This is a genomic window from Aeromonas sp. S16(2024), assembly GCF_041403065.1.
Classification (GTDB): Bacteria; Pseudomonadota; Gammaproteobacteria; order Enterobacterales; family Aeromonadaceae; genus Aeromonas.
On the sequence record NZ_JBGLQX010000006.1, the window covers coordinates 1 to 23,253 of the forward strand.

General features: G+C 63.4%; 18 protein-coding genes. 12 read left to right on the forward strand and 6 right to left on the reverse strand.

The window, feature by feature from the left end; translation table 11 throughout:
• Window positions 1-231: 231 nt before the first annotated feature.
• Window positions 232-750: a mechanosensitive ion channel domain-containing protein gene (locus ACB030_RS06020; RefSeq protein WP_371158615.1), complete on the reverse strand. Its 519-nt coding sequence runs from the start codon at window positions 748-750 to the stop codon at window positions 232-234.
• A 9-nt stretch (window positions 751-759) separates the two neighbouring features.
• The gene (zntB, locus tag ACB030_RS06025; protein ID WP_025325556.1) at window positions 760-1,725 is read right to left on the reverse strand and encodes a zinc transporter ZntB; all 966 of its coding nucleotides are present in this window, start codon (window positions 1,723-1,725) and stop codon (window positions 760-762) included.
• Window positions 1,726-1,864: 139 nt separating this feature from the next.
• Here zntB and ACB030_RS06030 point away from each other — a divergent pair, with 139 nt between their 5' ends.
• Both ACB030_RS06030 and ACB030_RS06035 read left to right on the forward strand, forming a co-directional pair.
• Window positions 1,865-2,317, forward strand: a complete 453-nt coding sequence (locus tag ACB030_RS06030; RefSeq protein ID WP_139744100.1) for a YaiI/YqxD family protein — start codon at window positions 1,865-1,867, stop codon at window positions 2,315-2,317.
• A gap of 527 nt (window positions 2,318-2,844) precedes the next feature.
• Window positions 2,845-5,841 carry a beta strand repeat-containing protein gene (locus ACB030_RS06035; RefSeq protein WP_371158616.1) on the forward strand — a complete coding sequence of 999 codons (2,997 nt, stop codon included), beginning with the start codon at window positions 2,845-2,847 and terminating at the stop codon, window positions 5,839-5,841.
• A gap of 169 nt (window positions 5,842-6,010) precedes the next feature.
• Here ACB030_RS06035 and ACB030_RS06040 read toward each other — a convergent pair whose 3' ends face one another.
• Window positions 6,011-7,216: a NupC/NupG family nucleoside CNT transporter gene (locus ACB030_RS06040; RefSeq protein ID WP_371158617.1), complete on the reverse strand. Its 1,206-nt coding sequence runs from the start codon at window positions 7,214-7,216 to the stop codon at window positions 6,011-6,013.
• 530 nt (window positions 7,217-7,746) lie between these two features.
• Here ACB030_RS06040 and dbpA point away from each other — a divergent pair.
• Both dbpA and ACB030_RS06050 read left to right on the forward strand, forming a co-directional pair.
• Window positions 7,747-9,126 (forward strand): ATP-dependent RNA helicase DbpA, encoded by a 1,380-nt coding sequence (gene dbpA / locus ACB030_RS06045; protein ID WP_205643040.1) that lies wholly within the window; start codon window positions 7,747-7,749, stop codon window positions 9,124-9,126.
• Window positions 9,127-9,240: 114 nt separating this feature from the next.
• Window positions 9,241-9,531 carry a YkgJ family cysteine cluster protein gene (locus tag ACB030_RS06050; protein WP_042057550.1) on the forward strand — a complete coding sequence of 97 codons (291 nt, stop codon included), beginning with the start codon at window positions 9,241-9,243 and terminating at the stop codon, window positions 9,529-9,531.
• 33 nt (window positions 9,532-9,564) lie between these two features.
• Here ACB030_RS06050 and ACB030_RS06055 read toward each other — a convergent pair whose 3' ends face one another.
• Window positions 9,565-9,981, reverse strand: a complete 417-nt coding sequence (locus ACB030_RS06055; RefSeq protein WP_371158618.1) for a hypothetical protein — start codon at window positions 9,979-9,981, stop codon at window positions 9,565-9,567.
• 259 nt (window positions 9,982-10,240) lie between these two features.
• Between ACB030_RS06055 and ACB030_RS06060 the strand changes: the two genes are divergently transcribed.
• Window positions 10,241-11,635: a PepSY-associated TM helix domain-containing protein gene (locus ACB030_RS06060; protein WP_371158619.1), complete on the forward strand. Its 1,395-nt coding sequence runs from the start codon at window positions 10,241-10,243 to the stop codon at window positions 11,633-11,635.
• A 77-nt stretch (window positions 11,636-11,712) separates the two neighbouring features.
• Here the strand turns inward: ACB030_RS06060 and ACB030_RS06065 are convergent, their stop codons facing one another.
• Together ACB030_RS06065 and ACB030_RS06070 are read right to left on the reverse strand one after the other, a co-directional pair.
• Complete coding sequence (locus ACB030_RS06065) at window positions 11,713-11,931, reverse strand: DUF6500 family protein (protein ID WP_371158620.1); 219 nt, start codon at window positions 11,929-11,931, stop codon at window positions 11,713-11,715.
• Window positions 11,932-12,034: 103 nt separating this feature from the next.
• Window positions 12,035-12,940, reverse strand: a complete 906-nt coding sequence (locus ACB030_RS06070; protein ID WP_162519292.1) for a 1,4-dihydroxy-2-naphthoate polyprenyltransferase — start codon at window positions 12,938-12,940, stop codon at window positions 12,035-12,037.
• A 208-nt stretch (window positions 12,941-13,148) separates the two neighbouring features.
• Here ACB030_RS06070 and ACB030_RS06075 point away from each other — a divergent pair, with 208 nt between their 5' ends.
• The 7 genes from ACB030_RS06075 to ACB030_RS06105 all read left to right on the forward strand — a co-directional run bounded on the left by ACB030_RS06075 (window position 13,149) and on the right by ACB030_RS06105 (window position 23,204).
• Complete coding sequence (locus tag ACB030_RS06075; RefSeq protein ID WP_371158621.1) at window positions 13,149-14,468, forward strand: isochorismate synthase MenF; 1,320 nt, start codon at window positions 13,149-13,151, stop codon at window positions 14,466-14,468.
• 30 nt (window positions 14,469-14,498) lie between these two features.
• Window positions 14,499-16,232, forward strand: coding sequence for a 2-succinyl-5-enolpyruvyl-6-hydroxy-3-cyclohexene-1-carboxylic-acid synthase (gene menD / locus ACB030_RS06080; RefSeq protein ID WP_371158622.1), 1,734 nt, complete (start codon window positions 14,499-14,501; stop codon window positions 16,230-16,232).
• A complete protein-coding gene (gene menH, locus ACB030_RS06085) occupies window positions 16,222-16,989 on the forward strand; it encodes a 2-succinyl-6-hydroxy-2,4-cyclohexadiene-1-carboxylate synthase (protein WP_371158623.1) in 768 nt (255 codons plus the stop codon). The genes menD and menH overlap by 11 nt, the downstream gene beginning before the upstream one ends.
• Window positions 16,990-17,075: 86 nt before the next feature.
• Window positions 17,076-17,936 carry a 1,4-dihydroxy-2-naphthoyl-CoA synthase gene (gene menB / locus ACB030_RS06090; RefSeq protein ID WP_371158624.1) on the forward strand — a complete coding sequence of 287 codons (861 nt, stop codon included), beginning with the start codon at window positions 17,076-17,078 and terminating at the stop codon, window positions 17,934-17,936.
• Window positions 17,936-18,865, forward strand: coding sequence for an o-succinylbenzoate synthase (menC, locus tag ACB030_RS06095; protein WP_139439151.1), 930 nt, complete (start codon window positions 17,936-17,938; stop codon window positions 18,863-18,865). The genes menB and menC overlap by 1 nt, the downstream gene beginning before the upstream one ends.
• A gap of 10 nt (window positions 18,866-18,875) precedes the next feature.
• Complete coding sequence (locus ACB030_RS06100; protein WP_371158625.1) at window positions 18,876-20,282, forward strand: AMP-binding protein; 1,407 nt, start codon at window positions 18,876-18,878, stop codon at window positions 20,280-20,282.
• 177 nt (window positions 20,283-20,459) lie between these two features.
• Entirely contained in the window at window positions 20,460-23,204 is a 2,745-nt protein-coding gene (locus ACB030_RS06105) for a collagenase (protein ID WP_371158626.1), read from the forward strand.
• The last annotated feature ends 49 nt before the right edge of the window (window positions 23,205-23,253 follow it).

A 23,253-nucleotide genomic window follows, 5' to 3' on the forward strand; every position in this document is an offset into this window, starting at 1 on the left:
GCGCACCTTGTCGCGAATAAAGTCAAAAGAGATGAACTTGTCGATTTTGCGCAGGAGGTGGTCTTGGGGGACAAGTTCTTCGAGAGTGACCATCTCGATCTCAAGTTGCTGGGGTGTGGGTTCTCTGAGCATGGTGCAGTCCATTTATTGACCATGCAGCAATTAGATCAAACCCCGAGATCGGCGTCCAGGGGTTTGTCATCAGTCTGAAGGCTCCCGCGGGAGCCTTCTTCATTCCGGTTGCAGCGGTTCTTCCTCCTTGCTCTCCAGCCGCCTGACCGGCTTTTGCAGGATCAGGTTGGCCGGGTAGGTCACCAGGTCGCCGTTGTCATCCCGCACCCTCAGGTAGAACAGGCCTATTTCGGTGATGACGCCAGTCACTGAGTCATCCTTGTCGAGGATGCGGATCCGGTCGCCGATCTTGTAGGGGAAGGCGAAGAAGATGGTGATGCTGGCGGTGATGTTGGAGAGGATCGACCACTGGGCCACCATGGCGACCCCGAGCACGGCGAAGAAGGAGGAGGCGAGCACCACCAGCCGGGAGAAGTCGAGTCCCCAGACCCCCGCCAGGATCAGCAGGGTGGCGCAGCCGAGCAGGAAGTGGAACACATGCTCCACGTAGAGCACCCGGTTTTCGCTCACCTGCCGGCTCTGACCTAACGCCATCAGGCTCTTGTGAATGAGGCCGCGGATCAGGGTGTGTCCCAGCAACAGCAGCAGGGTCACACCAAAGGATTCCCATGTCGTCATGCGCGCTCCTTACCACCAGCGTCGATATTTGAGCCAGACCGCCAGCCCGCTCGCCAGCCCCACCAGAGAGCCGCAGAAGATCCAGAAGGCGGTCGGGCTCTCGGCCCCGGGGATGCCGCCCAGGTTGATGCCAAACAGGCCGGTCAGGAAGCTGGCGGGCAGGAACATCAGCGCCATCACCGACATCTGGTAGGCACGGCGGTTGGTAGCCTCCGCCGTCAGGTTGTTGATCTCGTCCGCCAGCACGGCGGAGCGAGCCACCCCGGCATCCAGATCGTCCAGCCAGCGGCGCAGCCGATCGGCGATGTCGAGCAGGCGGCGGCGGTCATCCTCATCCAGCCAGCTGAGCTTCTCGTTGGCGAGGCGCGCCACCAGATCCCGCTGGGGAGAGAGGTAACGACGGATCATGATGAGCTGCTTGCGGATCCGTGCCAGTCGGCCGTTGGCGGGCAGTTCGCGCATCAGCACTATCTCTTCCAGCTCAAGGATCTGATCGTGCAGCTCCTCGACAAACTCCCCCGCCCTGTCGGTCAGGGCATCGCAGATCTCCACCAGCCAGTCGGCGGTCGAGATGGCGCCGCCCCCCAGCGCCAACTGCTGGAAGACATCTTTTTCCGACAGCAGGGAGCGACGGCGACTGCTGAGGATGAAATCCGGGGTGATGTAGATGCGCAGCGCCACCATCTCTTCCGGCCTGTGATCCTTGTTGTGATTGATGCCACGCAGGATCAGCAGCACGGTTTCTCCCATCCGCACCAGCTTGGGCCTGTTGCTCTGACCGAGCAGGGATTCGCGCGCGGCGTCATTGAGCAAGGGGGTCTGCAACAGCCAGCGGGCCGCCTCCGGATTGCCGTAATCCAGATGCACCCAGCTGGGCTGGGCTGCCGGGATCTCGCTACCTGTGGCCAGCGGGGTCATCCCCCCCTTGCCATCCAGGGTCAGGCCATAAATTACGTCACTGGGCACCCGATCCATCTCGTCTCCTTCTCGTTCATGCTCAGGCCCCAGCTTACACGAAAGCGGGGGCCGACTCAGCCCCGCACCGGGAAGGGTGCGCCTGTGCTACCATGCCCGCTCTCGTTTCATGCCCGTTTCAACTACAGGAAACCATGCCATGCCCATCTGGGTCGATGCCGATGCCTGCCCCATTCCGGTCAAGGAGATCCTCTACCGCGCCGCCCACCGCGCCCAGGTCGTCACCACGCTAGTGGCCAATCAGGGACTGCGGGTTCCCCCCTCTCCCTTCATCAAGACCCAGCAGGTGGAGAAGGGGTTCGATGTGGCGGATCATGTCATTGCCCAACAGGTGCAGCCCGGCGATCTGGTGATCACCGGCGACATCCCCCTCGCTTCCTGGGTCATAGATGCCGGTGGCGAGGCGCTCAACCCCCGTGGCGAGATCTACACCCGCGAGACCATCCAGGCCCGCCTCGGCATGCGCAACTTCATGGAGGAGCTGCGCTCGGCCGGTGTCCAGACCGGCGGCCCGGCCCCCTTCAACGCCGCCGACAAGCAGCGCTTCGCCAATGCCCTCGACAAATGGCTGCTCAAGGGCAAGCTGACCTGAACCCTCGCCACAGTGGCAAGGCTCATGGCCTGGCTGATGATGAGCCCTCTGCCACAGATGGCAGGGGGCTCATCGCTTGCCGGCCCATCTTCCCCTATCACCTGACGCCATGTTTGACCCGCAAACAGCGCCTCCCACTCCCCGTGCCAGCCTCACCCATAAGACCCATTCCAGATATAACTTTTGGTATCAATTTCGTCAAAAACTCATACTTTTAATTCTATCGCTACCGATTGAATTATCACTACCGCTATCCTAGACATATTAAAACGCCTTAAATAATAATTTAATCATTATTGGTTTCGCCAATTGGCCCACATCTAAAAGGATGTTTAAACACCTACTGAACATTGAGTGTTCATGATCAATAAAAATCCATTAAAACAACATGTTTGATGGTTTCATTATCCATTCGGCATTGAGGTGGCCATAGCTGCAGGATTCGCTGTTCCCATAAAGTAGTACCGGGATGATCTTCACTTCATATTAAGCACAGGGATTGAAGGGGAATATCAATGATCAAGCCAATGAATGTATTTCTTTCACTGTTCTTCACTTTTTTCTTATTCAGTTGCGGCGGGGGTGGTGGCGGAGGAGAGGATAATCCGACCAATCCGGCGCCCGGCACCAAAACACTGACCAGGATCGACATATCAGCCGACACCGCGGGCAACAAGGCGCGGGCCGAAGCCAACCCCAGCACCCCGCTCGGGATCAGTACCCAATATCTGGCCATCGCGACCTACAGCGACAACAGCACCGCCAATATCACGGATGTCGCCAGCTGGGTCAGCGCGGATAGCAGCATAGCCACCATAGATGAGAAGGGCCTGGTCAAAACACTCAAGATCAGCAGCACCGGAATAAGTGCAAGCTATCAGGGAGTTACCAGCAATATCTCCACCCTCACCATCACGGATGCCATTGCCACCAAGGTCTCTGTCATTCCCCCCACAACCAAGCTGGCCAAGGGGCTGACGCTGCAACTGCAGGCCATTGCCACCCTCTCCGATGACACAACCAGGGATGTGTCGACCCAGGCCAGCTGGCAGAGCAACAACCCGACCGTGTTGAATGTCGATGGCCAGGGAAAAGCCACCGCCATCGAAGCCGGTGACGCCACTGTCACGGCCACGGTACAGGGGGTCACAGGCCAGACTACTGTCTCGGCAGTCGATCTGACCGTCAGCCAGATCCAGATCATCCCGGCCACAGTGCAACTGGCCGTAGGCACCACGACCAGGCTGACGGCTATCGCCACCCTCGCCGATCAGAGCACTCAGGATGTCTCCTCTCAGGTGGGTTGGTTGAGCAGCAACACCGCCGTCGCCACCGTGGATAGCACGGGTCTGGTGACCGGCGTTGCGGCGGGCTCCACTACCCTGTCCGCCAGCCTGCTGGGGGTCACTGCCAGCACCAGCATCCAGGTCAACAACACCAGTGTCAGTGCCCTGCAGGTCATTCCTGCCGTCACGGCCATAGCCCTTGGCACCAAGAGCCAGCTGCAGGCCATCGCCACCTTTGCCGACGGTTCGACTCAGGATGTGTCATCACAGGTCCAGTGGAGCAGCAACGACCCCTTCATCGCCAATGTCGACAGCCTGGGGCTGGTCACGGGGAGCGGCATCGGTCAGGCGACCGTCACCGCCACCCTTGGCGCCATCAGCCGCAGTGCGACCCTGACTGTCACCAATGCCATCGCCACTGCGCTGCAAGTCATACCGCCGACGGCCTCCCTGCCCAAGGGGGCCAAGCTGCAATTCCAGGCCATCGCCACCTTCAGCGACAACTCATCGCAGGACGTAACCAGCCAGGTCAATTGGGACAGCTCGGATATCAGCGTCGCGACCATAGATCTGAACGGTGAAGCCACCGCGTTCAGTGAAGGGGCGTCGAACATCTCGGCCAACTTCTTGGGCGTCACCAGCAATACGGTACTGCTGGTGGTAACCAATGCCACCGTCAACAGCATCCAGGTCGTCCTGAATGGCGGCAGTGGCAACCTGGCCAAGGGCAGCTCGGTGCAGTTCAAGGCCCAGGCCGTGCTGAGCGATGGCAGCACCCTGGATGTCTCTAGCCAGGCCGCCTGGTTCAGCAGCGATCAAACCAAGGTCACCATCAATGCCCAGGGCCTGGCAACCGGGGTTGCCGTGGGCACCAGCACCATCAGTGCCAGCCTGAACGGTGTCACCAGTGCCGGAACTGTGCTCACCGTCACCAATGCCACTGTCAGTCAGATCCAGATCACCCCGCCCAGTCTCACCCTGGCCAAGGGGACCAAGGGCAAGTTAACGGCGATCGCCACCTATAGCGATAACAGCACCCAGGATATTTCGAACCAGGTGGTCTGGAACAGTTCGAACATAGGGGTGGCCACCATCAACCTGTCCGGCGAAGTCAGCGCTGTCAGCAACGGCAGTGCAACCTTGACCGGTAGTGTGGGCGCGGTCACCAGTAACAGCGTCAGTTTGAACGTGACCAATGCCAGCGTGAATCAGATCGATTTGTCGGCGACGGCATCGACCCTGGCAGCCGGCACCAAGGCTCAATTGACCGCCGTTGCCAGCTACTCCGATGGCAGCAGCCAGAACATTACCCCCCTGGTCTCCTGGAGCAGCAGTGACAGCGACGTCGCAACCGTCAGCACCAGTGGTGAAGTCACCGCAGTGTTCCCGGGGACGGCCGTCATCACCGGCAGCTTCGGTGGGCAAATCAGCACCTTGACCGTCACAGTCACGGCAGCGACGGTGAGCGCCATCCAAATCAGCACTCCCCTGACCTCACTGGCATTGGGGACCAATGGCCAGCTGAAGGCACTCGCAACCTACTCTGACGATACCCTGGTTGATGTGACCAGCCAGATCAGCTGGAGCAGCAGCGCCCCGACTCTGGTCAGCGTGGATGCCAATGGCCAGATCAAGGCGCTGGCGGTGGGCTCTGCCGTCATCAGTGGCAGTCTGGGGGGAACTAGCGCCACCATCAATATCGCAGCGACGGCGGCGACGCTGACCGGGCTCACAATAGACCCCATTCCCAATCTGGCGAGCGGGAATCAGGCGCAACTCAAGGCGACGGCCAATTTCAGCAACCTGACCAGCCAGGATGTGAGTGCCCTGGTCAACTGGCAGAGTGACAACACAGGCGTCGTGACCGTCTCCGGCACCGGACTGGCCCAAGGGGTGACCGCAGGAACAGCCAATATCACCGCCAGCTTCCTGACCGGAACAGACAGCAAGCCAATCACCATCACGGCGGCGACCCTCGGCAGCCTGGCTGCCAGCTGCACCACGCAGGTCCAGCTGGGAGTGCTCGGCCTGCCGATCGCCAACATAGTGACCCGCAAGGCCGTCGCCACCTTCTCTGACGCCAGCACGCTGGATGTCAGCAGCAGCGTCACCTGGAGCAAAAATGGCGTTGTCATCGGGGTAACCCTGAACAACACCGACATATTGCTGTTGACCCAGTCGGTGACTTACCAGGCCACTCTCAATGGCGTGACCAGCAACACCATCACCTGCCCTTGATAGGAGGCATTGAGCCCCCAGACAGAGAGGCCGCCAGCATTGGCGGCCTCTTCTTATCTTCTCAACATGCGGCAAGTCATGATGAGCAGAACCACCTTTCGACTGATGCATCGAGAAACGACAACCCCCTGCCGAGGCAGGGGGTTGTCATGGTGATGGCGAGGTGCGATCAGATCATCACACCGGCGATCACGGCGGAGAGCAGACTCACCAGGGTGGAGCCGTACACCAGCTTCAGGCCGAAGCGGGAGACCATGTTGCCCTTCTCTTCGTTCAGCGCCTTCACCGCACCGGCGATGATGCCGATGGAGCTGAAGTTGGCGAACGACACCATGAAGATGGAGAGGATGCCGACGGTACGCGGGGAGAGATCGGCGGCAATCTTGCCCAGATCCATCATGGCCACGAACTCGTTGGTCACCAGCTTGGTCGCCATGATGGAGCCGGCTTGCAGCGCCTCACCACCCGGGATGCCGAGGATCCAGGCGATGGGGTAGAAGAGGTAGCCCATGACGTACTGGAAGTTGACACCAAACGCCATCTCGAACAGGTAGTTGACCAGGGCGATCAGGGCGATGAAGCCCACCAGCATGGCGGCCACTATCACGGCAACGGAGAAACCGGCCATGATGTACTCCCCCAGCATCTCGAAGAAGTTTTCCTTCTTCGGGGTATGGTGCTCGTCACCCTCGGCCAGCGCCTTGGCGTCGGTCACCGTATTGTCAGGCTCGTACGGGTTGATAAGCGACAGCACGATGAAGGTGCTGAACATGTTGAGCACCAGGGCGGCCACCACGTAACGCGGCTCGATCAGCTGCATGTAGGCACCGACGATGGACATGGAGACGGTGGACATGGCCGTTGCCGCCAGGGTGTACATCTGCTTCTCGTTCAGGTGCGGCAGTATGTTCTTGAGCGCGATGAAGTTTTCTGACTGGCCGACGATCATCGAGCTGATGGCGTTGAAAGATTCCAGCTTGCCCATGCCGTTGATCTTGGCCAGCACGGTGCCTATGCCACGAATGACAATGGGCAGCAGGCGGATGTACTGCAGTATGCCGATCAGCACAGAGATGAAGACGATGGGCATCAGCACCATCAGGAAGAAGGAGAAGGCCCCTTCGTTGACCAGACCACCGAACACGAAGTCGGTACCCTGTTTGGCAAACTCCATCAGCTTGGTGAAGCCGGCGGCGAAGCCACCCACGACCGCCAGGCCCACTTCGGAGTTCAGCATGAACCAGGCTAGCGCCAGTTCCACCACCAACAGCTGCCCGATATAGCGCAGCTTGATCTGTTTCCAGTTGCGGCGGTTAGCCAGCAACGCCAGCGCGAGGACCATCACGAGTCCAAGCACGAAGTGAACGTATTCCATACCAGTAGCACCTGAGTGAATTGTTATTTTTGACCGGCGCCATCATAAAGAATCGCATATTTAAAAATCAGATAGCCATCACAATCCGGCTCAATAATATGTATGCGAGATAATACAAACGTTTTTAAATTAATTAACCATTAACGGGATATTAATCGTGCAACACCAAGTTTAAATCCCTTTTAAAAACATAATGATGGGTATTTGTTGATTGCAGTAACAACGCCAACGGATATTTCATTATCATTCTCGCAACATTCATTTCCACTAATGACTCATATTTCAGCCATGATATTTAATCACCCAGGATAAAACACGATTACCCTTGATGAATAATTACCTGACGACCGCAAACATTCACCCCATGCCATCCCAGTTGCCCTCTCTGTCGCCATGGGGACGGATGAGCCCGCCTTGAGATTGCACTGGGTCAACCGTTCAAAAATCCGCCACACCCGGCAGCGCTTTCTGATACAATGCGCGCCCTTGCGCACGACGCATCCCCGTTTTCTCCGAAATAGAGTCCTTTTGTGAACAACAGCGAATTTAGCAGCCTCAATCTCTCCCCCGCCCTGCAAGAGAACCTCACCAGCCTGGGTTACCTGCAGATGACTCCGATCCAGGCCCAGAGCCTGCCCCTGGTGCTCGAGGGCAAAGACCTGATCGCCAAGGCAAAAACCGGTAGCGGCAAGACAGCCGCCTTCGCCCTCGGCCTGCTCTCCCGCCTCAACGTCAACCGTGTCGACGTACAGGCGCTGGTACTCTGTCCGACCCGCGAGCTGGCGGATCAGGTGGCTCAGGAGATCCGTCGTCTGGCGCGCGCCCTGCCGAACGTCAAGCTGGTGACCCTGTGTGGCGGCACCCCGACCGCACCGCAATCCGCCACCCTGGGCTTCGGTGCCCACATCGCCGTCGGCACCCCGGGGCGTATTCTCAAGCACCTGGAGCAGGGTACCCTGGAGCTCTCCAGCCTGGAGACCCTGGTGCTGGATGAAGCGGATCGCATGCTGGACATGGGCTTTGGCGAAGAGATCAACAAGGTCATCAGCCATGCCCCCGAGCGCCGTCAGACCCTGCTGTTCTCCGCCACCTATCCGGAGGGGATCGCCCAGATGAGCCGCGGCGTGCAGCGCAACCCGGTCGAGGTGAGCGTGGAGTCCCTGCACGAGGGCAGCGCCATCGAACAGAAGCTGTATGAAGTGCCTGCCGGTCAGCGTCTCGACGCCCTCACCTGGCTGCTCAGCCACTACCAGCCGAGCTCCTGCGTGGTGTTCTGCAACACCAAGCGCGCCTGCAACGACGTGGCCGACCATCTGGCCGCCAAGGGCTTCTCGGCCCTGGCGCTGAACGGCGATCTGGAACAGCGCGAGCGGGATCAGGTGCTGGTGCGCTTTGCCAATGGCAGCGCCACCATACTGGTTGCGACCGACGTGGCCGCCCGGGGTCTCGACATCAAGGAGCTGGGCGCCGTCATCAACTATGAGCTGACCTACGACCCCGAGGTACATGTGCACCGCATCGGCCGTACCGGTCGTGCCGGCCAGCAGGGCCTGGCCCTGAGCCTGTATCAGCCCAACGAAGCCCAGCGCGTCAACCTGATAGAGGAGTACCAGCAGGCACCCATGCCGCTGGGGGATCTCGACACCATAGGCCGCGACATCAAGCCGATCGCACCGCAGATGGCGACCCTCTCCATCGATGCGGGCCGCAAGACCAAGGTGCGGGCCGGCGACATCCTGGGGGCCCTCACCGGCGAAGGTGGCATTGCCGGTAGCGACGTCGGCAAGATCCAGATCTCCGAGCAGTACTCCTACGTGGCGGTCAAGCGTCAGGTGGCGAGCGCCGCCCTCAAGCGGCTGCAGGAAGGCAAGATCAAGGGGCGCACCTACCGTGCCCGCAAACTGGGTTAACGAGGCAGCCGGGCAGATCATCTGCCGTGCTCACGTTTGACCACGACTCGGGCGCCTTTGCAGGCGCCTGTTTTTTATCGAAAATGTGCCATTCCCATGGCATGGACAACACAGATGAACAGAGAACCCCAAGCAGAAGTCAGCTGCCAGAACTGCGAAGCCTGCTGCTGCCGCCTCGAAGTCATGCTGTTTACCGACACAGGCGTACCGGATCGCTACGTGGACGAGATAGAGGGACAGGTGCCAGTGATGCACCGGCTGGAAGATGGCTGGTGTGCGGCGCTCGACCGCAACACCATGATGTGCCGTATCTATGAAGTGCGACCGCTGATCTGCCGCGAATTCGAGATGGGCGAGCCCGACTGTGTCGACGAGCGGGACAAGTGGTTTATCAAGCTGGAATGAGGCTGGCAGACAAGACGGCCCCGGACTGCCGGGTCAGCTCACCGTTCTGACGTCGCCGGGAGTGGTGGTGAGCCGCTCCCCCAACCAGTGGATAGCTGCCGCTTCCTGCTCGAAGTAACACACCGCCCTGAACGGCAGATCGCTGAAGACCTGATCCGCCAGATAGCGCTTGAACCCGCCCACTACCACGACCGCAAGAAAATCGCAGCCATTGGCGGCGCACCAGCCAAACTGACGACGAAAGCGCGCCAGCACCTCGGGACCGGCGGCCTCGAACTCGGTCGCCACCTCGACAATCCCCCAGGGAGCATCGCGCAATCTTGCGATCTGCTGGCTGAACGCAGCCTCATAGGCCATGGCGCCCGCCAGGTTGAAGGGGCCGCTCGGGCGGCAAATCAGCACCTGCCCCTGTCGCTGCATCTCGAAATGGCCGTGTGGTTGCAAGTGCACGTCCCCCCCTCCTCCTGAGTTTTTCGCCGCGCCGACGTCGCCTGATGTTGCAACAAGGTAAGGATTTATATGCAAAAAGTCCATGGTGCCCCGGCCATCACCGACAGACATCGACGCCAAATAGCACAGTTTTGGCCGGCAACGGAGTGAAGGCGGAGCCAGCATGTTCTGTTGCAGTTAATAAAACGTTGCTGCTATCATCCGCGCCACTCAAACATTCCACCAGCTGAAACCTTTAGCCTTGGCGCAAGGATCAAAGATGAAGAATCAAGACGCGAGTTATTACCAAAGGATCTGGCGCTGGCATTTCTATGCCGGTCTCTTCGTCGCCCCCTTTCTGATCCTGCTCTCCCTCACGGGTATCCTGTACCTGTACAAGCCCCAGCTCGACAACCTGCTCTACCCCGAGCTGATGAAGGTGGCCCCCGCCACCCAGACCCTGAGCGCCGATCAACTGCTGGCCAAGGCGAAGATCGCCATGCCAGATGCCAGCCTGCGCAAATACCTGCCCCCCGTGGCTACTGACGCGAGCGCCCAGATCATCGTCAACCAGGGCGAGCGCGAGCTGACCCTCTTCATGGATCCCGCCAGCGGCGCCCTGCTCGGCACCATGGACAACAAGTGGAACCTGCAGGCAGTGGCCCGCGCCCTGCATGCGGAGCTGCTGCTTGGCACCACTGGGGATCGGCTGATCGAACTGGCCGCCGGCTGGGGCATAGTGCTGCTCGTCAGCGGGCTTTACCTGTGGTGGCCGCGCAAGGGGCCCGGCGTAGGGGGCATCCTCTGGCCCAGAATGAACCAGCGTGGACGCCTCTGGTGGCGGGATCTGCACGCCGTGGTCGGCTTCTGGGGGGCGGGCTTCCTGCTGCTGCTGCTGCTCAGCGGCATGACCTGGACCGGCTTCTGGGGCGATCAGTTCGCCAACGTCTGGAACCGTTTCCCCGCCGCCATGTGGAATGAGGTGCCCAAATCCGCTCCTCTCGCCCGCACCCTCAACCATGCCCATGAACAGACAGTGCCCTGGGCGGTCGAGAACACCCCCATGCCGAGCTCGCAGCCGGCGCCGGAAAGCCATGATCACAGCGCCATGAACCATGGCGGGGAACACGACGGCATGGTCATGGCCAGCCACCGCATCCCACTGCAACGGATAGTGGAGATCGCCAATGAGCGTAAGGTTCACCCGGGTTACAGCATCACGCCGCCGGTCGGTGACACAGGCGTCTACACCATAGCCCTGTTCGCCGATGATCCGCGCAACGACGCCACCCTGCACATCGATCAATACAGCGGCAAGGTGCTGGCCGACGTGCGCTGGCAGGATTACGGCCCGGTCGCCAAGACAGTGGAAACCGGCGTCATGCTGCACATGGGCAAGATCTACGGCTGGCCCCACCAGTTGGTCATGCTGATCATCTGCCTGATGGTGCTGGCAAGCTCGGTGAGCGGGCTCTGGATCTGGTGGAGCCGTCGTCCCCAGGGCCGGCTCGCCGCCCCGCCCCTGCCCGCCAAGTTGCCCCCCATGGGCGGCGCCATCGCGGTGCTGGTGCTGCTCGGGATCTGCTTCCCCCTGGTGGGCGCCTCCATGCTGATCATCTGGCTGCTGGACTGCCTCTTCTTCTCCCGCCGCACGGCCGTGGCGCCCGCCAGCTGAGGCACACGGCGACGATGGCTGCAAACCATCAACAAGAAGGGCTCCTCGTCAGGAGCCCTTCTTGTTGCATCCCCACCCTATTTCATGGCCTCGACCAGCGCGATGATCTTGCGCGCCTTCTCGAAGTGATCGAGCCTCTGGGTCTGGATCCACCAGGTCGCCGCCTCCATCAGCAGCTCGGGGTCGTCGTTCCTGTTGGCGAAAAAGGCATAGAAGGAGACGCCCACCCCCTCCCCCTTCTGGGCAATCTTCCGCTGGCAGACCTCAATCATCCTCTGCCTGAGTGATGCACGCATGGTTCTCTCCTGTCAGATTGGCAACATCCCGCACAGCGTACCGTCAACCGACAGAAAGGGCGCCTCGAAAGGCGCCCTTTTTCGGCATCGAACCCTGGCCCCATCAGGAGAGCGCCAGCCCGACCGAGAGCAGCAGGCTGAACAGGAAGGCGCTGATGGCGGTCTTCTTGAGGGCGCCGGTCAACACCTCGCCGTCGAAGCTCTCGCGCAGGGTGCGGGCGGCATCGGTGAGGGGCTTGATGGCGGGCAGGAAGATCCAGGGCCAGATACTCATGGGCTGGGTCAGCAGGAAGGCGATGGTGGCCAGCAGCGCCGCCCCCAGCAGCACCCAGTGGTAGGCGATGGCGCGGTTGCGGCCGAGCCGCACCGCCAGGGTGATCTTGCCGCTGGCGGCATCGCTCTCTATGTCCCGCACGTTGTTGATGTTGAGCACGGCGGTCGCCAGCAGGCCACAGGCGGTGGCGGGCAGCAGCAGATCCCATTCCAGGGTATGGGTGAACAGGTAGTAGGAGCCGAGCACCCCCAGCAGGCCGAAGAACAGGAATACCGAGATGTCCCCGAAACCGCGATAGCCGTAAGGGGTCTTGCCCACCGTGTAGGTGATGGCCGCGACTATGGCGGCGCCCCCCAGCAGGATGAACGTCAGGATCTGCTGCCACGCCTCCCCGAAGGCACAGACCAGCAGGGAGAGGCCGCTCACCACGGCCGCCAGCGCGGTCAACCCCATGGCGATGCACATCTGGTGGCGAGTGATGAGGCCGGATACCACGGCACGCTGGGGCCCGATCCGCTCGCCGTTGTCGGCACCGGAGACCGCATCACCATAGTCGTTGGCCAGGTTGGAGAGGATCTGCAGCAGGATGGCGGTCAGCAGGGAGAGGCCCATGATGGCGCCGTCGAAGGCCCCCCGGCTGGCTGCGAGCCCCGAGCCCAGCAAAATGGAGGAGCACGCCAGGGGCAGTGTTCGCAAACGCGCCGCCAGCAACCAAACAGAGAAGGTATTTGTCATATTGTGATGGCCAAACAATCAGATATTGATCGTGTTAAGGGTTATCGAACCGGATTTAGGTATACTTGGCTCCGTGGGGGCTGGGCTCCCTCGGGCAATTTACATGGAAGAATGGGCAGATAATATATAGGAAATCATCGCCCTTTGGCATCAACCTGCGCCATCCTCCCCAGAGCGATTGCGACTATCCGGCTCAGACAAGACATCCATGTTGGCTCAGACCCATCTCAAGCAACAACTGGACGCCCTGCGTCACAGCACTGTCAGCGGCTTCGTGCGGTTGCGCGTGGCGGCCAACGTCGACCTCTTCCCGGGATGGCTGGCGGCGCAGACCCTGTATCCCCGCATCTATTGGCAGGCCCGCGGCCCCAAAAGCCCTGAGTACGTGGCCCTCGGCGCCATCCACGAGCTGACCCGGCCAGCGGATATCCAGTGGGTCTGCGATCTCGCCAACTCAAACAGTGAAGACAGCCCCCGCTACTACGGCGGCCTGGCGTTCGATCCGGCCCAGCCAGGCTGGGACGGCTTCGGCCCCTGCCGCTTCGTGCTGCCGCGCATCGAGCTGGTGCGCCGGGGGGAGTCTGTCAGCCTCTGTCTCAACCTCTGGCTGACCGACGGCAATCTGGATGCCGAACTGCAGGCGGCCGAGGCCGCCCTCGACGCCCTGAAACCGGAAGCCCCCCTGCCCCCACTGCAAAAACGCCCATGGCAGCGCCGGGATGTCCCGGGTCAGGCCCAGTGGCAAACTCTGGTAGAGCGGGTAACCAGCCCCGCCTTTCAGGCCCACACCCCCAAGGTGGTGCTCTCCCGGGAGAGCGTGCTGACCCGCCAGCATGGGGATGATCCCCTCTGCCCCTGGTCCCTGCTCACCCAGTGGGCAAGTCACGCCCAGGAGTGCTTCCACTTCGGCTTCCAGTTCTCCCCCGAGCAGGCCTTTATCGCCTGCTCCCCCGAGCGGCTCTACCGCCGGGAAGGGAGCCACCTCTTTACCGAGGCGCTGGCGGGCACCATACGCCGCTCCGGTGACGAGGCGGCCGACGCTGCCCTGGCCGCCGAGCTGCTGGCCGACAGCAAGAACCGGCTGGAGAACCGGCTGGTGCACGCCGACATCCTGAGCCGGCTGGCCCCGCTCACCACGGACGCCACCCTGACCGAGCCGCGCATCCTGAAACTGCGGCTGCTGCAACACCTCAAGTGCGACATAGAGGCCGAGCTAAAACCCGGCGTGTGCGACTGGCAACTGCTGGCCGCCCTGCACCCGACCCCGGCGGTGGGCGGAGCCCCCCGCGAGGCGGCGCTCGCCTTTATCCGCGAATGTGAACCTTACCAGCGCGGCTGGTACGCCGGTGCCTGCGGCATGCTGAGCCGGGAGACCTCGGAGTTCTCGGTCGCCATCCGCAGCGCCCGCATCAGGGCGCAGGGCATCAGCCTGTTTGCCGGTGCCGGCATAGTGGCAGGCTCGGAGCCTGCCGCCGAGTGGGCCGAGCTCGACAACAAGATCGCCAACGTGCTCTCCCTGCTGGGATAGCGTTTTTCATCGACCCACTGCGAGAGCCTTATGCCCGCCAGCCAATTGCCTGAGCACCGAGCGTTTGCCAGCCAGCATGCCACCTTCAACCACGTCTGGTCTTCCCTCTTGCTGGAAGAGCTCTATCGCCTCGGGGTGCGAGACATAGCGCTGGCCTCCGGCTCCCGCTCGGCGCCGCTCACCATGGCCGCCGCCGCCCATGCCGGCTTTCGCCGTCACCTCCACTTCGACGAGCGGGGTCTGGGGTTTATGGCGCTGGGGCTGGCCAAGGGGAGCGGCCGACCGGTGGCGGTGATCATGACCTCGGGCACCGCGGTGGCCAACCTCTGGCCCGCGGTGGCCGAGGCCCAGCTCACCGGGGCGCCCCTCATCATCCTCTCCGCCGACCGCCCCCCGGAGCTCATCGACAACGGCGCCAACCAGGCCATCGACCAGCAGGGGATCTTCGGTCGCTACCCCGTTTATCAGCAGAACCTGCCGAGCCCCACCCCCAGCATCCCGGCGGCCTTCGTGCTGAGCTCGGTGGATCAGGCCCTGGCCAAGCAGGCACTGACCCCGGGGCCGGTTCACTTCAACTGCATGTACCCCGAGCCCCTCTATCCCGGCGAGGCGTACCTGGATTTTTCCGACTACCTGGCCCCGCTCGGCGACTGGCTCCATTCAAGGGAGCCCTGGAGCCCCTGGCAGCAGGGCGAGCAGCACTGCCCCCGCCAGCCCGACTGGGCCGCCTTGCAGGGCAAGCGCGGTGTCATAGTCGCGGGCCGCATTCAGGATCCGGCAGAGGCGCAGCGGGTGGCCCAGCTGGCCGAGCGCCTCGGCTGGCCGCTGCTGGCGGACTTGCAGAGCCAGATCCGCTTCGACAGCCGCAACCTCATCCACATGGATCTCGCCCTGCAAAACAGCGGTTTCGTGACCGAGCTGGCCCGGGCCGAGGTGCTGCTGCAGTTCGGTGCCCGCCTCATCTCCAAGCGGCTCGGCCAGTTCATCAAGCAGCACCCCTGGCAGGATTACTGGCTGGTGGACCCGCAACCGGCCAGGCTGGATCCGGACTACCGGCTGCGCCGCCGCCTGGTGTGCAGGCCCGGCGCCTTCGCCTCGGCCCATCCGGTGGACCATCGCCATCTGCCCTGGCACCGGCTGGCGGAGCGCCAGCAGGGCATCAGCAGTCAAATCCGCCGCGCCTGCGATCGCTTCTCCGAACTCGGGGTCTGCCACCGGCTGACCCAGCTCATTCAGGGCCAGCTGTTCGTCGGCAACAGCATGCCGGCCCGGTTGATGGACATGCTCGGCGACACCGGCAAGGGCCCCAGCCGGCTGATGACCAACCGCGGCGCCTCCGGCATCGACGGCCTGATCGCCACGGCCTTCGGTTTCTCCCTGTCCAGCGACGAGCCGACCACACTGCTGCTCGGCGATCTCAGCGCCCTGCACGATCTCAACAGCCTGGCCCTGCTCGGCAAGGGGAGCCAGCCGCTGGTGGTGATCCTGCTCAACAACGACGGCGGCAGCATCTTCCGCATGCTGCCGGTGCCGACTAAAGATGCGTTGCTGGAGACCTACTACTGTCTGCCCCACGGCCTGCACTTCGAGCACGCCGCCGCCATGTTCGGCCTGCACTACAGGGCGCCGACCACGCTGAGTGAGTTTGAACAGGCCTACGCTACGGCCTTGGAAAAAGGGGTAACCCTGATTGAAATCAAGGTGCCGAGCGCCGAGGTGGCCGAGGATCTCAAGGCACTGGGAACCCTTATCCGTGGCCACTAACAGAACCCAGCCAACACTGGTGCTGCTGCACGGCCTGCTCGGCAATGCCGACGACTGGCGGCCTGTCATCCAGGCCCTGCCCGGCATCGAGTGCCTGGCCCTGGATCTGCCGGGCCACGGCAGCAACAAGGGGCTGAGGGTGAGCGGCTTTGACGAGGCCCATCGCTGGCTCTGCGGCGAGCTGGCCGCGCGGGATATCGCGCACTACCGGCTGGCGGGCTATTCCCTGGGGGGGCGGCTCGCCCTCTATCACGCCAGCCAGTCCCCCGCCGGGTTGCAGGCGCTCTTGCTGGAGAACTGCCATCCGGGCCTGCCGGAGGCCGAGCGCGCCGCCCGCCTCGCCCACGACGAGGGCTGGGCCCGGCGCTTCGAGTGCGAGCCCCTGGCCCTGGTGCTGGCGGACTGGTACCGGCAGGGGGTGTTCGCCGATCTGGACGAGGAGGCCCGTGGCCATCAGATCTCCAGGCGCCTTGGCAACGAGGGTTCCGCCGTGGCGACCATGCTGCGTGCCACCTCCCTTGGCAAGCAGCCGGATCTCGCCCCCTGGCTGGGCCAAACCCGGTTGCCGGTGCGCTGGATCTCCGGCAGCCGGGATCACAAATTCCATCGCCTGGCTTGCCAGCTGGTCAAGCAAGGCTGCAATATCAATCACTTGGCTCTGGATGGCGGGCACAACCTGCACGCCAGCCAGCCCGACACCTTTGCCCGGCTCCTGCGGGAGTGGGTCAAGCAACCAGAAGAGAAGAGTCATGACTGACGCAATGACGGAAGCGCAACTCCATGCCCCCGTCGCCCCTGACAGGATTGCCCGGCTGACCATTACCACACCAGAAGGAAAACACCATGATTGAGGCAATGACGGAAGCGGAACTGTACGCTCCCATTGAGTGGCAGGATTGCTCCGCCGGTTACGAGGACATCCTCTATCACAAGTCCCTGGATGGCATTGCCAAGATCACCATCAACCGTCCCCAGGTGCGCAACGCCTTCCGCCCCCGCACAGTGAAAGAGATGCTGCAGGCCCTGGCCGATGCCCGTTACGACGACAAGGTGGGCACCATCATACTGACCGGCTTTGGCGAGAAGGCCTTCTGCGCCGGCGGCGACCAGAAGATCCGGGGCGACTACGGTGGATACCAGGACGACGAGGGGACCCATCACCTCAACGTGCTCGACTTCCAGCGCGACATCCGCACCTGCCCCAAACCCGTGGTGGCCATGGTGGCCGGTTACGCGGTCGGTGGCGGCCACGTGCTGCATATGATGTGCGACCTGACCATAGCCGCCGACAACGCCCAGTTCGGCCAGACGGGTCCGAAAGTGGGCTCCTTCGACGGCGGCTGGGGCGCCTCCTACATGGCCCGCATCGTCGGCCAGAAGAAGGCTCGCGAGATCTGGTTCCTGTGCCGCATGTACGACGCGGGCCAAGCCCTCGACATGGGGCTGGTCAACACTGTGGTGCCCCTGGCCGAGCTGGAGCGGGAAACCGTGCGCTGGTGTCGGGAGATGCTGCAAAACAGCCCCATGGCGCTGCGCTGCCTGAAGGCGGCCCTGAACGCCGACTGCGACGGCCAGGCCGGCTTGCAGGAGCTGGCGGGCAATGCCACCATGCTCTTCTACATGACCGAAGAGGGTCAGGAAGGGCGCAACGCCTTCAACGAGAAGCGCCGCCCCGACTTCTCCAAATACAAGCGGAACCCCTGATGACACTCGCCCTCTATCGCTACCAACTGCCCTTTACCCAGCCCCTGACCTTTCACGGCAAGGTGGAGGTGGCGCGAGAGGGCCTGCTGGTGCGCATCAACGACGGCTGGGGGGAGATAGCCCCCCTGCCCGGTTTCTCCAGGGAGAGCCTGGCCGAGGCGCAGGCCGAGAGCCTGGCCTGCCTGGCGCAGCTGGCCAGGGGACAGACCCCGGCCCCCCGGCTGCCTTCGGTGCAATTCGGGCTCGACTGTGCCCGCCGTCACTGGCCACAACAGGACGCCAGCCTGCCCGAACCCTATCCCCTCATTCAAGGCTCCCCCCAGGAGCTGCTCAAGAACTGGAAGCAGTGGCTGCACGAGACTCCCCTCAAGGCCAAGCTGAAGGTGGCCCGCTACCCCATGCGGGACGAGCTGGCGCTGATCCGCCTGTTGCTCGATCGGCGTCCCAATCTCAAGCTGGTGCTGGATGCCAACCAGGGCTGGACCCGCGAGGAGGCCTGGGCCTTCTGCGGTCACCTGGATCCGAACCGGATCGAATACCTGGAAGATCTGTGCGCCGACTTTGCCGACATCGCCTTCGTCGCCAACCGCACCGGCATGCCGGTGGCCCTCGACGAGTTGCTGGCCCAGGGCAAGCCCTGGGAACCCATACCCCAGCTGAAGGCCCTGGTGCTCAAGCCGACCCTGCTCGGCTCCCTGGCCAACAGCGAGGCCCTGGTGGCCCGCGCCCGCGAGCTGAAGCTGAAGGTGATCGTCTCCTCCTGTTTCGAGTCCGGCGTCGGCCTCGGTCAGCTCGCCCGCCTCGCGGGGGAGTGGGCGCCGGATCAGGCCCCCGGCCTCGACACCAGGCGCTGGCTGGCCAGGGATCTGCTGGACAAACAGGGTCAACCCGACCCAAGCCTGATGACTCCCCTGTTTCACCGTGACTGAAGGGGCCCCCATGCAGCCCGTCCGTGCAGCGGACGCCTCACTGACAGCCTGCCCGGTGCGCCACTGGGCACAGGCGGCACCCGAGCGCACCGCCATCCACGGCGACACCTCCCTCAGCTACCGGCAGCTGGATGCGCGGCTCAACGCCCTGTGCGACCAGCTCGAGCTGGCGGGTTTAAAGGCCGGAGATCATCTGGCCGCCGTGGTGCGCGGCGCCCTGGAGGACGTGCTGCTGGCCTGGGCCTGTGTGCGCAGCGGCCTCGTCTTCTGTCCGCTCAATCCCGCCTTCCCCCTCCCCAGGCAGGCCGAGCTGGCCGCACAGCTGGATGCCTGCGCCTTCTGGTCGGCGGGCGAGACTCCGGTGGGGGACTGGTTGCCGTTGCGGCTCGACTTCACGGACGAGCTGGCGGCCGAGGGGGACTACCCGCTGGTACCCGGCCAACTCAACAACATGATCCTCACCTCGGGATCCAGCGGCAGCCCCAAGGCGGTGGTGCACCGGCTCTGCAACCACCTCGCCTCGGCCCGGGGCTCGGCCAGCCTGATCCCGCTCGATGGCGACTGCGGCTGGCTGCTCTCCCTGCCGCTGTTTCACGTGGGCGGCTACGCCATCCTGTTCCGGGTCTTCCTGGCGGGGGCCAGTCTGGTGCTGGACGATCGCACTCAGCCCCTCAAGGAGCGGCTCGAGGATCAGCCCATCACCCACCTCTCGCTGGTACCGACCCAGCTCTGGCGCCTGCTGGCGCAAGGCTTCGACCCCGCTCGCACCCGCCTGCGCGAGCTGCTGCTCGGGGGGGCCGCCATCCCTGAGCCCCTGGTCAACCAGCTCAAGGCCCTGGGGTTCACCCCCAAGTCGAGCTATGGCCTCTCCGAGATGGCCAGCCAGGTCTGCACCGGTCAGCCTGCCGGTGCCGGGGTGGTGGGCAGGCCCCTGCCCGGGCGGGAGGTATGCATCCGCCGGGGGGAGATCTGCGTGCGTGGTGACACCCTGTTTGCCGGCTATTTCCAGGCCGGGGATCTGGTGCTGCCGCGGGATGAGGAGGGCTGGTTCCACACCCGGGACAAGGGTCACGTCACCCCGGACGGCGAGCTGGTGGTGGAGGGGCGGCTCGACAACCTCTTCATCTCGGGAGGGGAGAACATCCAGCCCGAGATCATAGAGCAGCGGCTGGTGGATCACGGCGCCGTGGCCCAGGCCCTGGTGGTGCCCATCCCCAGCGCGCAGTGGGGGCAGCGACCCGCCGCCTTTATCGACTGGCACGGCGAACCTGTTCCCCACGCCGAGCTGGCCGCCTGGATCAGAGCCACCCTGCCCGGCTTTATGGTGCCGGATCGCTGGCTGCCCTGGCCGGATCTCGGCGGCAGCCTGAAACCCTCCCGCCCCCTGCTCGCCCAGAGCCTGCGGCAAGAGGAGTGACGCCGCCCCCCATATGGGGCTGAGTCCTTGCTATCAATACAGCCCCCCTTGGGGCTGTTTTTATGTTGTTTGCTCCCGAATAGATGATTTCTCGGCGCCATCTGGTTCGTTGATATTCTTTTGGAGCCCAATACCCTGTCTGGTCCCCACGTCACTCCATCCACCAAAGGGATCATGATGAATCACCTCTCTACCCGGCTGCTGCTCCTGGCAGCCCCCGGCCTGCTCGCCACCTCGGCGCTGGCCAGCTACTCCCCCGACTGGCAACAGTATCAACTCACAGGTGAATCCAGCCGTCAGCTGGGGGACAGCCTCACCGAAGTGACCTACGAACTGAGCGCCCGCGATGGCGATGCCCCCTATCAGCAGCTGAGGGTCTACCGCCGCTTCGACTGGCGCGACGCCAACCTGGCTTCCCTGGCCGAACAGCAGTGCGGCGAGCCGCAGCTCAGGGTCGAGCAGGGCTGGCAGATCCGCTACCTCAGCTGTGAAGAGGTGGTGCCGGCCGGCAAGGCCATCCCGGCCAGCAGTCATGACTATGGCTACGGCCTGAAACAGGGCCGCTGGGAGCCGCTGGCAGGCACCCCGACCGCCCCGCGTCAGGACAGCCTGCCGCTCCCCGAGCGCATCGTCCTGGGTCACAGCGAGCAGGAGCTGGATCGCTGCGAGCTCAACGCCGAGGGGCGCTGCGCCGAGCAGGCATGGCAGTACCAACCCCGAGACTGGCAACAGCTTAGCGTGCTGGAAGAGACCCCCAACGAGCGGGATGGCCGCCTCGAGCAGATCTTCTTCCGCCTGCAACCGGTGGCGGGCAGCCAGGCCGCCCGCCAGGTGAGCGAGCTGCACGTCTGGCGCCAATACAGCTGGCAGCTGGACGAGACCAGGGCACAGCAGGAGTGCGATGAACCCCAGACCCGTCAGGAAGGGGACAAGACCATCAGCTACCGGGTGTGCCGCCAGACCCTGCCCGCCGGCAGCGAGGTGCAGGTGGTACTGAAAGACACCGGCTATCAATACCCGGTGGGGGGCAGCGAATGGCAGACCCTGCCGGAAACAACCGAGTGGCAGGAGAGCCGGGTGCTCAATCGCCCCCTGGTGCTGGCCAGCAAGGAGGAGCAGCTCGACTGCCGCCGCGCCGACGGCCGCGCCTGTTCCGAACCGGATCTGCCCGATACCGATCTGCTGGACGCCGACGCCGCCAGGATAGTGCAGGACGCCAGTGGCCAGCCCGCCCCGGTCTGGCAGGAGAACTATGGCCACGATGACCGCAAGCTGCTGGCGGTGTCCCGCGGCATCCAGAGCCTGCTGGCGGCCAATCAGCCGGCCCATCCGGCCATGAAGCTGCTGCTGGAATATGTGCGTGCCCACAACTACCACAACCATGGCAAGCACAAGGAGGACGGCCCGGCCGCCGCCGAGGCGCTGGCCGAAGCACTGACCGCTCTCGGCGCCCATCCGCTGCTCTACCCGGAGCAGGCCAGCGACGAGGTGGGCGCCGTCATGGGGGCCTGGAGTATCGCCCTGCACGGCCAGTTCAGGAGCCCGGCGGTGCAGAGCCGCTTTGGCACCCTGCTCGGCCAGTTCAACCAGATGCTGGCCTACGCCACCCGCCATGCCAGCGAGATCAACGGCCAGCATGCCTGGGCGACCGGCCTGTTCGATCTGCTCAACTTCCTCGACTTCGCCAGCGACCATAGCGACGCTTTCGCCAACGACTTCCGCCAGCAGGATGGCGAGCTGCGCAAACAGCTGCACGCCCTCGGCATGAGCGAGCTGTCGCTGTGGCAAGGACGGGATGGCAAGGATCTGTTCCTGCTCAACAACGTGCTGGATGCCTACACCCGCCTCTATCGGGTCGCCCGTTATACCCGTCCCGACGAGAGCGAAAACTATCGCACCCTTCTGGATGACTCCGTCATCACCCTCATCCGTCATCACAGCCTGATCCCAGGCGGCCAGCAGAGCCAGGATCTGCTGGAAGAGATGTCGCTGACCCTCTCCACCTACTACCTGACCTACACGGACCGCACCGGCGAGGCCTGCATCAGCGGCGAGCTTGCCGGTCTCTGCACCCCGATCCGGCTGGAAGACGTGCTGCCGTTCGAGCACACCTGCTCGCCGACCCTGCGCCTGCGGGCCCAGGATCTGACCATGGATCAGGCCGAGGGGATCTGCCGTGAGCTGGGTGCCGAGGAGCAGCAGTTCCATCGCCAGATGGAGACCGGCGGTCAGCCGGTGGCGGACGATCTCAACGAGGCGCTGGAGCTGGTGATCTTCGACTCCTCCGCCGACTGGAAACGCTACGGCAGCGCCCTGTTTGGCGGCGTCTCCACCGACAACGGCGGCATCTACATCGAGGGGGATCCGGCCCGTCCCGGCAACCAGGCCCGCTTCTTCGCCTATGAGGCTGAGTGGAAGCGCCCCGCCTTCCAGGTGTGGAACCTGCGCCACGAGTACGTCCACTATCTGGACGGTCGCTTCAACCAGTACGGCAGCTTCGGCCACTACCCGCTCAACCGCACCACCTGGTGGTCGGAAGGGCTGGCGGAGTTCATCGCCCACGGCCAGTGCTTCGCCCGCGGCCTGGACAACGTCGCCGGTCGCCCGGCGGCCGAACGACCTGCCCTGGCCGACATACTGCACCTGGATTACGACAAGGGGGGCGAGATGGTCTACTCCTGGTCCTATACGGTGCATCGCTTCCTGAACGAAACAGGGCGCGGTGCCAGCTGGCTGGCCATGGCCCGGGCCCTGCGAGGCCCGGATCAACAGCAGGCGATGAGCGACTTCGAGGCCGAGCTGGATCAGCTGATCGCGAGCGACAGCGAGGCCTACCAGAGCTGGCTGAGCCACGATCTGCTGCCCTGGTGGGAGGCCAACAAGGAGTCTGACGAGTGCAAGGCGAACGACTCGGCCCATTGAGGGTGAGCCATGAATGAGGAGGGGCGGCCATGGCTGCCCTTGTTTATGG

Excerpts from the sequence above, each read along its gene's own strand:
- ACB030_RS06070 (WP_162519292.1), bottom strand. The coding sequence starts at position 12,940 with ATGACAAATACCTTCTCTGTTTGGTTGCTGGCGGCGCGTTTGCGAACA.
- ACB030_RS06060 (WP_371158619.1), top strand. The coding sequence starts at position 10,241 with ATGAAGAATCAAGACGCGAGTTATTACCAAAGGATCTGGCGCTGGCAT.
- menD (WP_371158622.1), top strand. The coding sequence starts at position 14,499 with ATGCCCGCCAGCCAATTGCCTGAGCACCGAGCGTTTGCCAGCCAGCAT.
- ACB030_RS06030 (WP_139744100.1), top strand. The coding sequence starts at position 1,865 with ATGCCCATCTGGGTCGATGCCGATGCCTGCCCCATTCCGGTCAAGGAG.
- ACB030_RS06035 (WP_371158616.1), top strand. The coding sequence starts at position 2,845 with ATGAATGTATTTCTTTCACTGTTCTTCACTTTTTTCTTATTCAGTTGC.
- ACB030_RS06020 (WP_371158615.1), bottom strand. The coding sequence starts at position 750 with ATGACGACATGGGAATCCTTTGGTGTGACCCTGCTGCTGTTGCTGGGA.
- zntB (WP_025325556.1), bottom strand. The coding sequence starts at position 1,725 with ATGGATCGGGTGCCCAGTGACGTAATTTATGGCCTGACCCTGGATGGC.
- menB (WP_371158624.1), top strand. The coding sequence starts at position 17,076 with ATGATTGAGGCAATGACGGAAGCGGAACTGTACGCTCCCATTGAGTGG.
- menC (WP_139439151.1), top strand. The coding sequence starts at position 17,936 with ATGACACTCGCCCTCTATCGCTACCAACTGCCCTTTACCCAGCCCCTG.
- ACB030_RS06050 (WP_042057550.1), top strand. The coding sequence starts at position 9,241 with ATGAACAGAGAACCCCAAGCAGAAGTCAGCTGCCAGAACTGCGAAGCC.
- ACB030_RS06100 (WP_371158625.1), top strand. The coding sequence starts at position 18,876 with ATGCAGCCCGTCCGTGCAGCGGACGCCTCACTGACAGCCTGCCCGGTG.
- ACB030_RS06040 (WP_371158617.1), bottom strand. The coding sequence starts at position 7,216 with ATGGAATACGTTCACTTCGTGCTTGGACTCGTGATGGTCCTCGCGCTG.
- ACB030_RS06105 (WP_371158626.1), top strand. The coding sequence starts at position 20,460 with ATGAATCACCTCTCTACCCGGCTGCTGCTCCTGGCAGCCCCCGGCCTG.
- ACB030_RS06065 (WP_371158620.1), bottom strand. The coding sequence starts at position 11,931 with ATGCGTGCATCACTCAGGCAGAGGATGATTGAGGTCTGCCAGCGGAAG.
- ACB030_RS06075 (WP_371158621.1), top strand. The coding sequence starts at position 13,149 with ATGTTGGCTCAGACCCATCTCAAGCAACAACTGGACGCCCTGCGTCAC.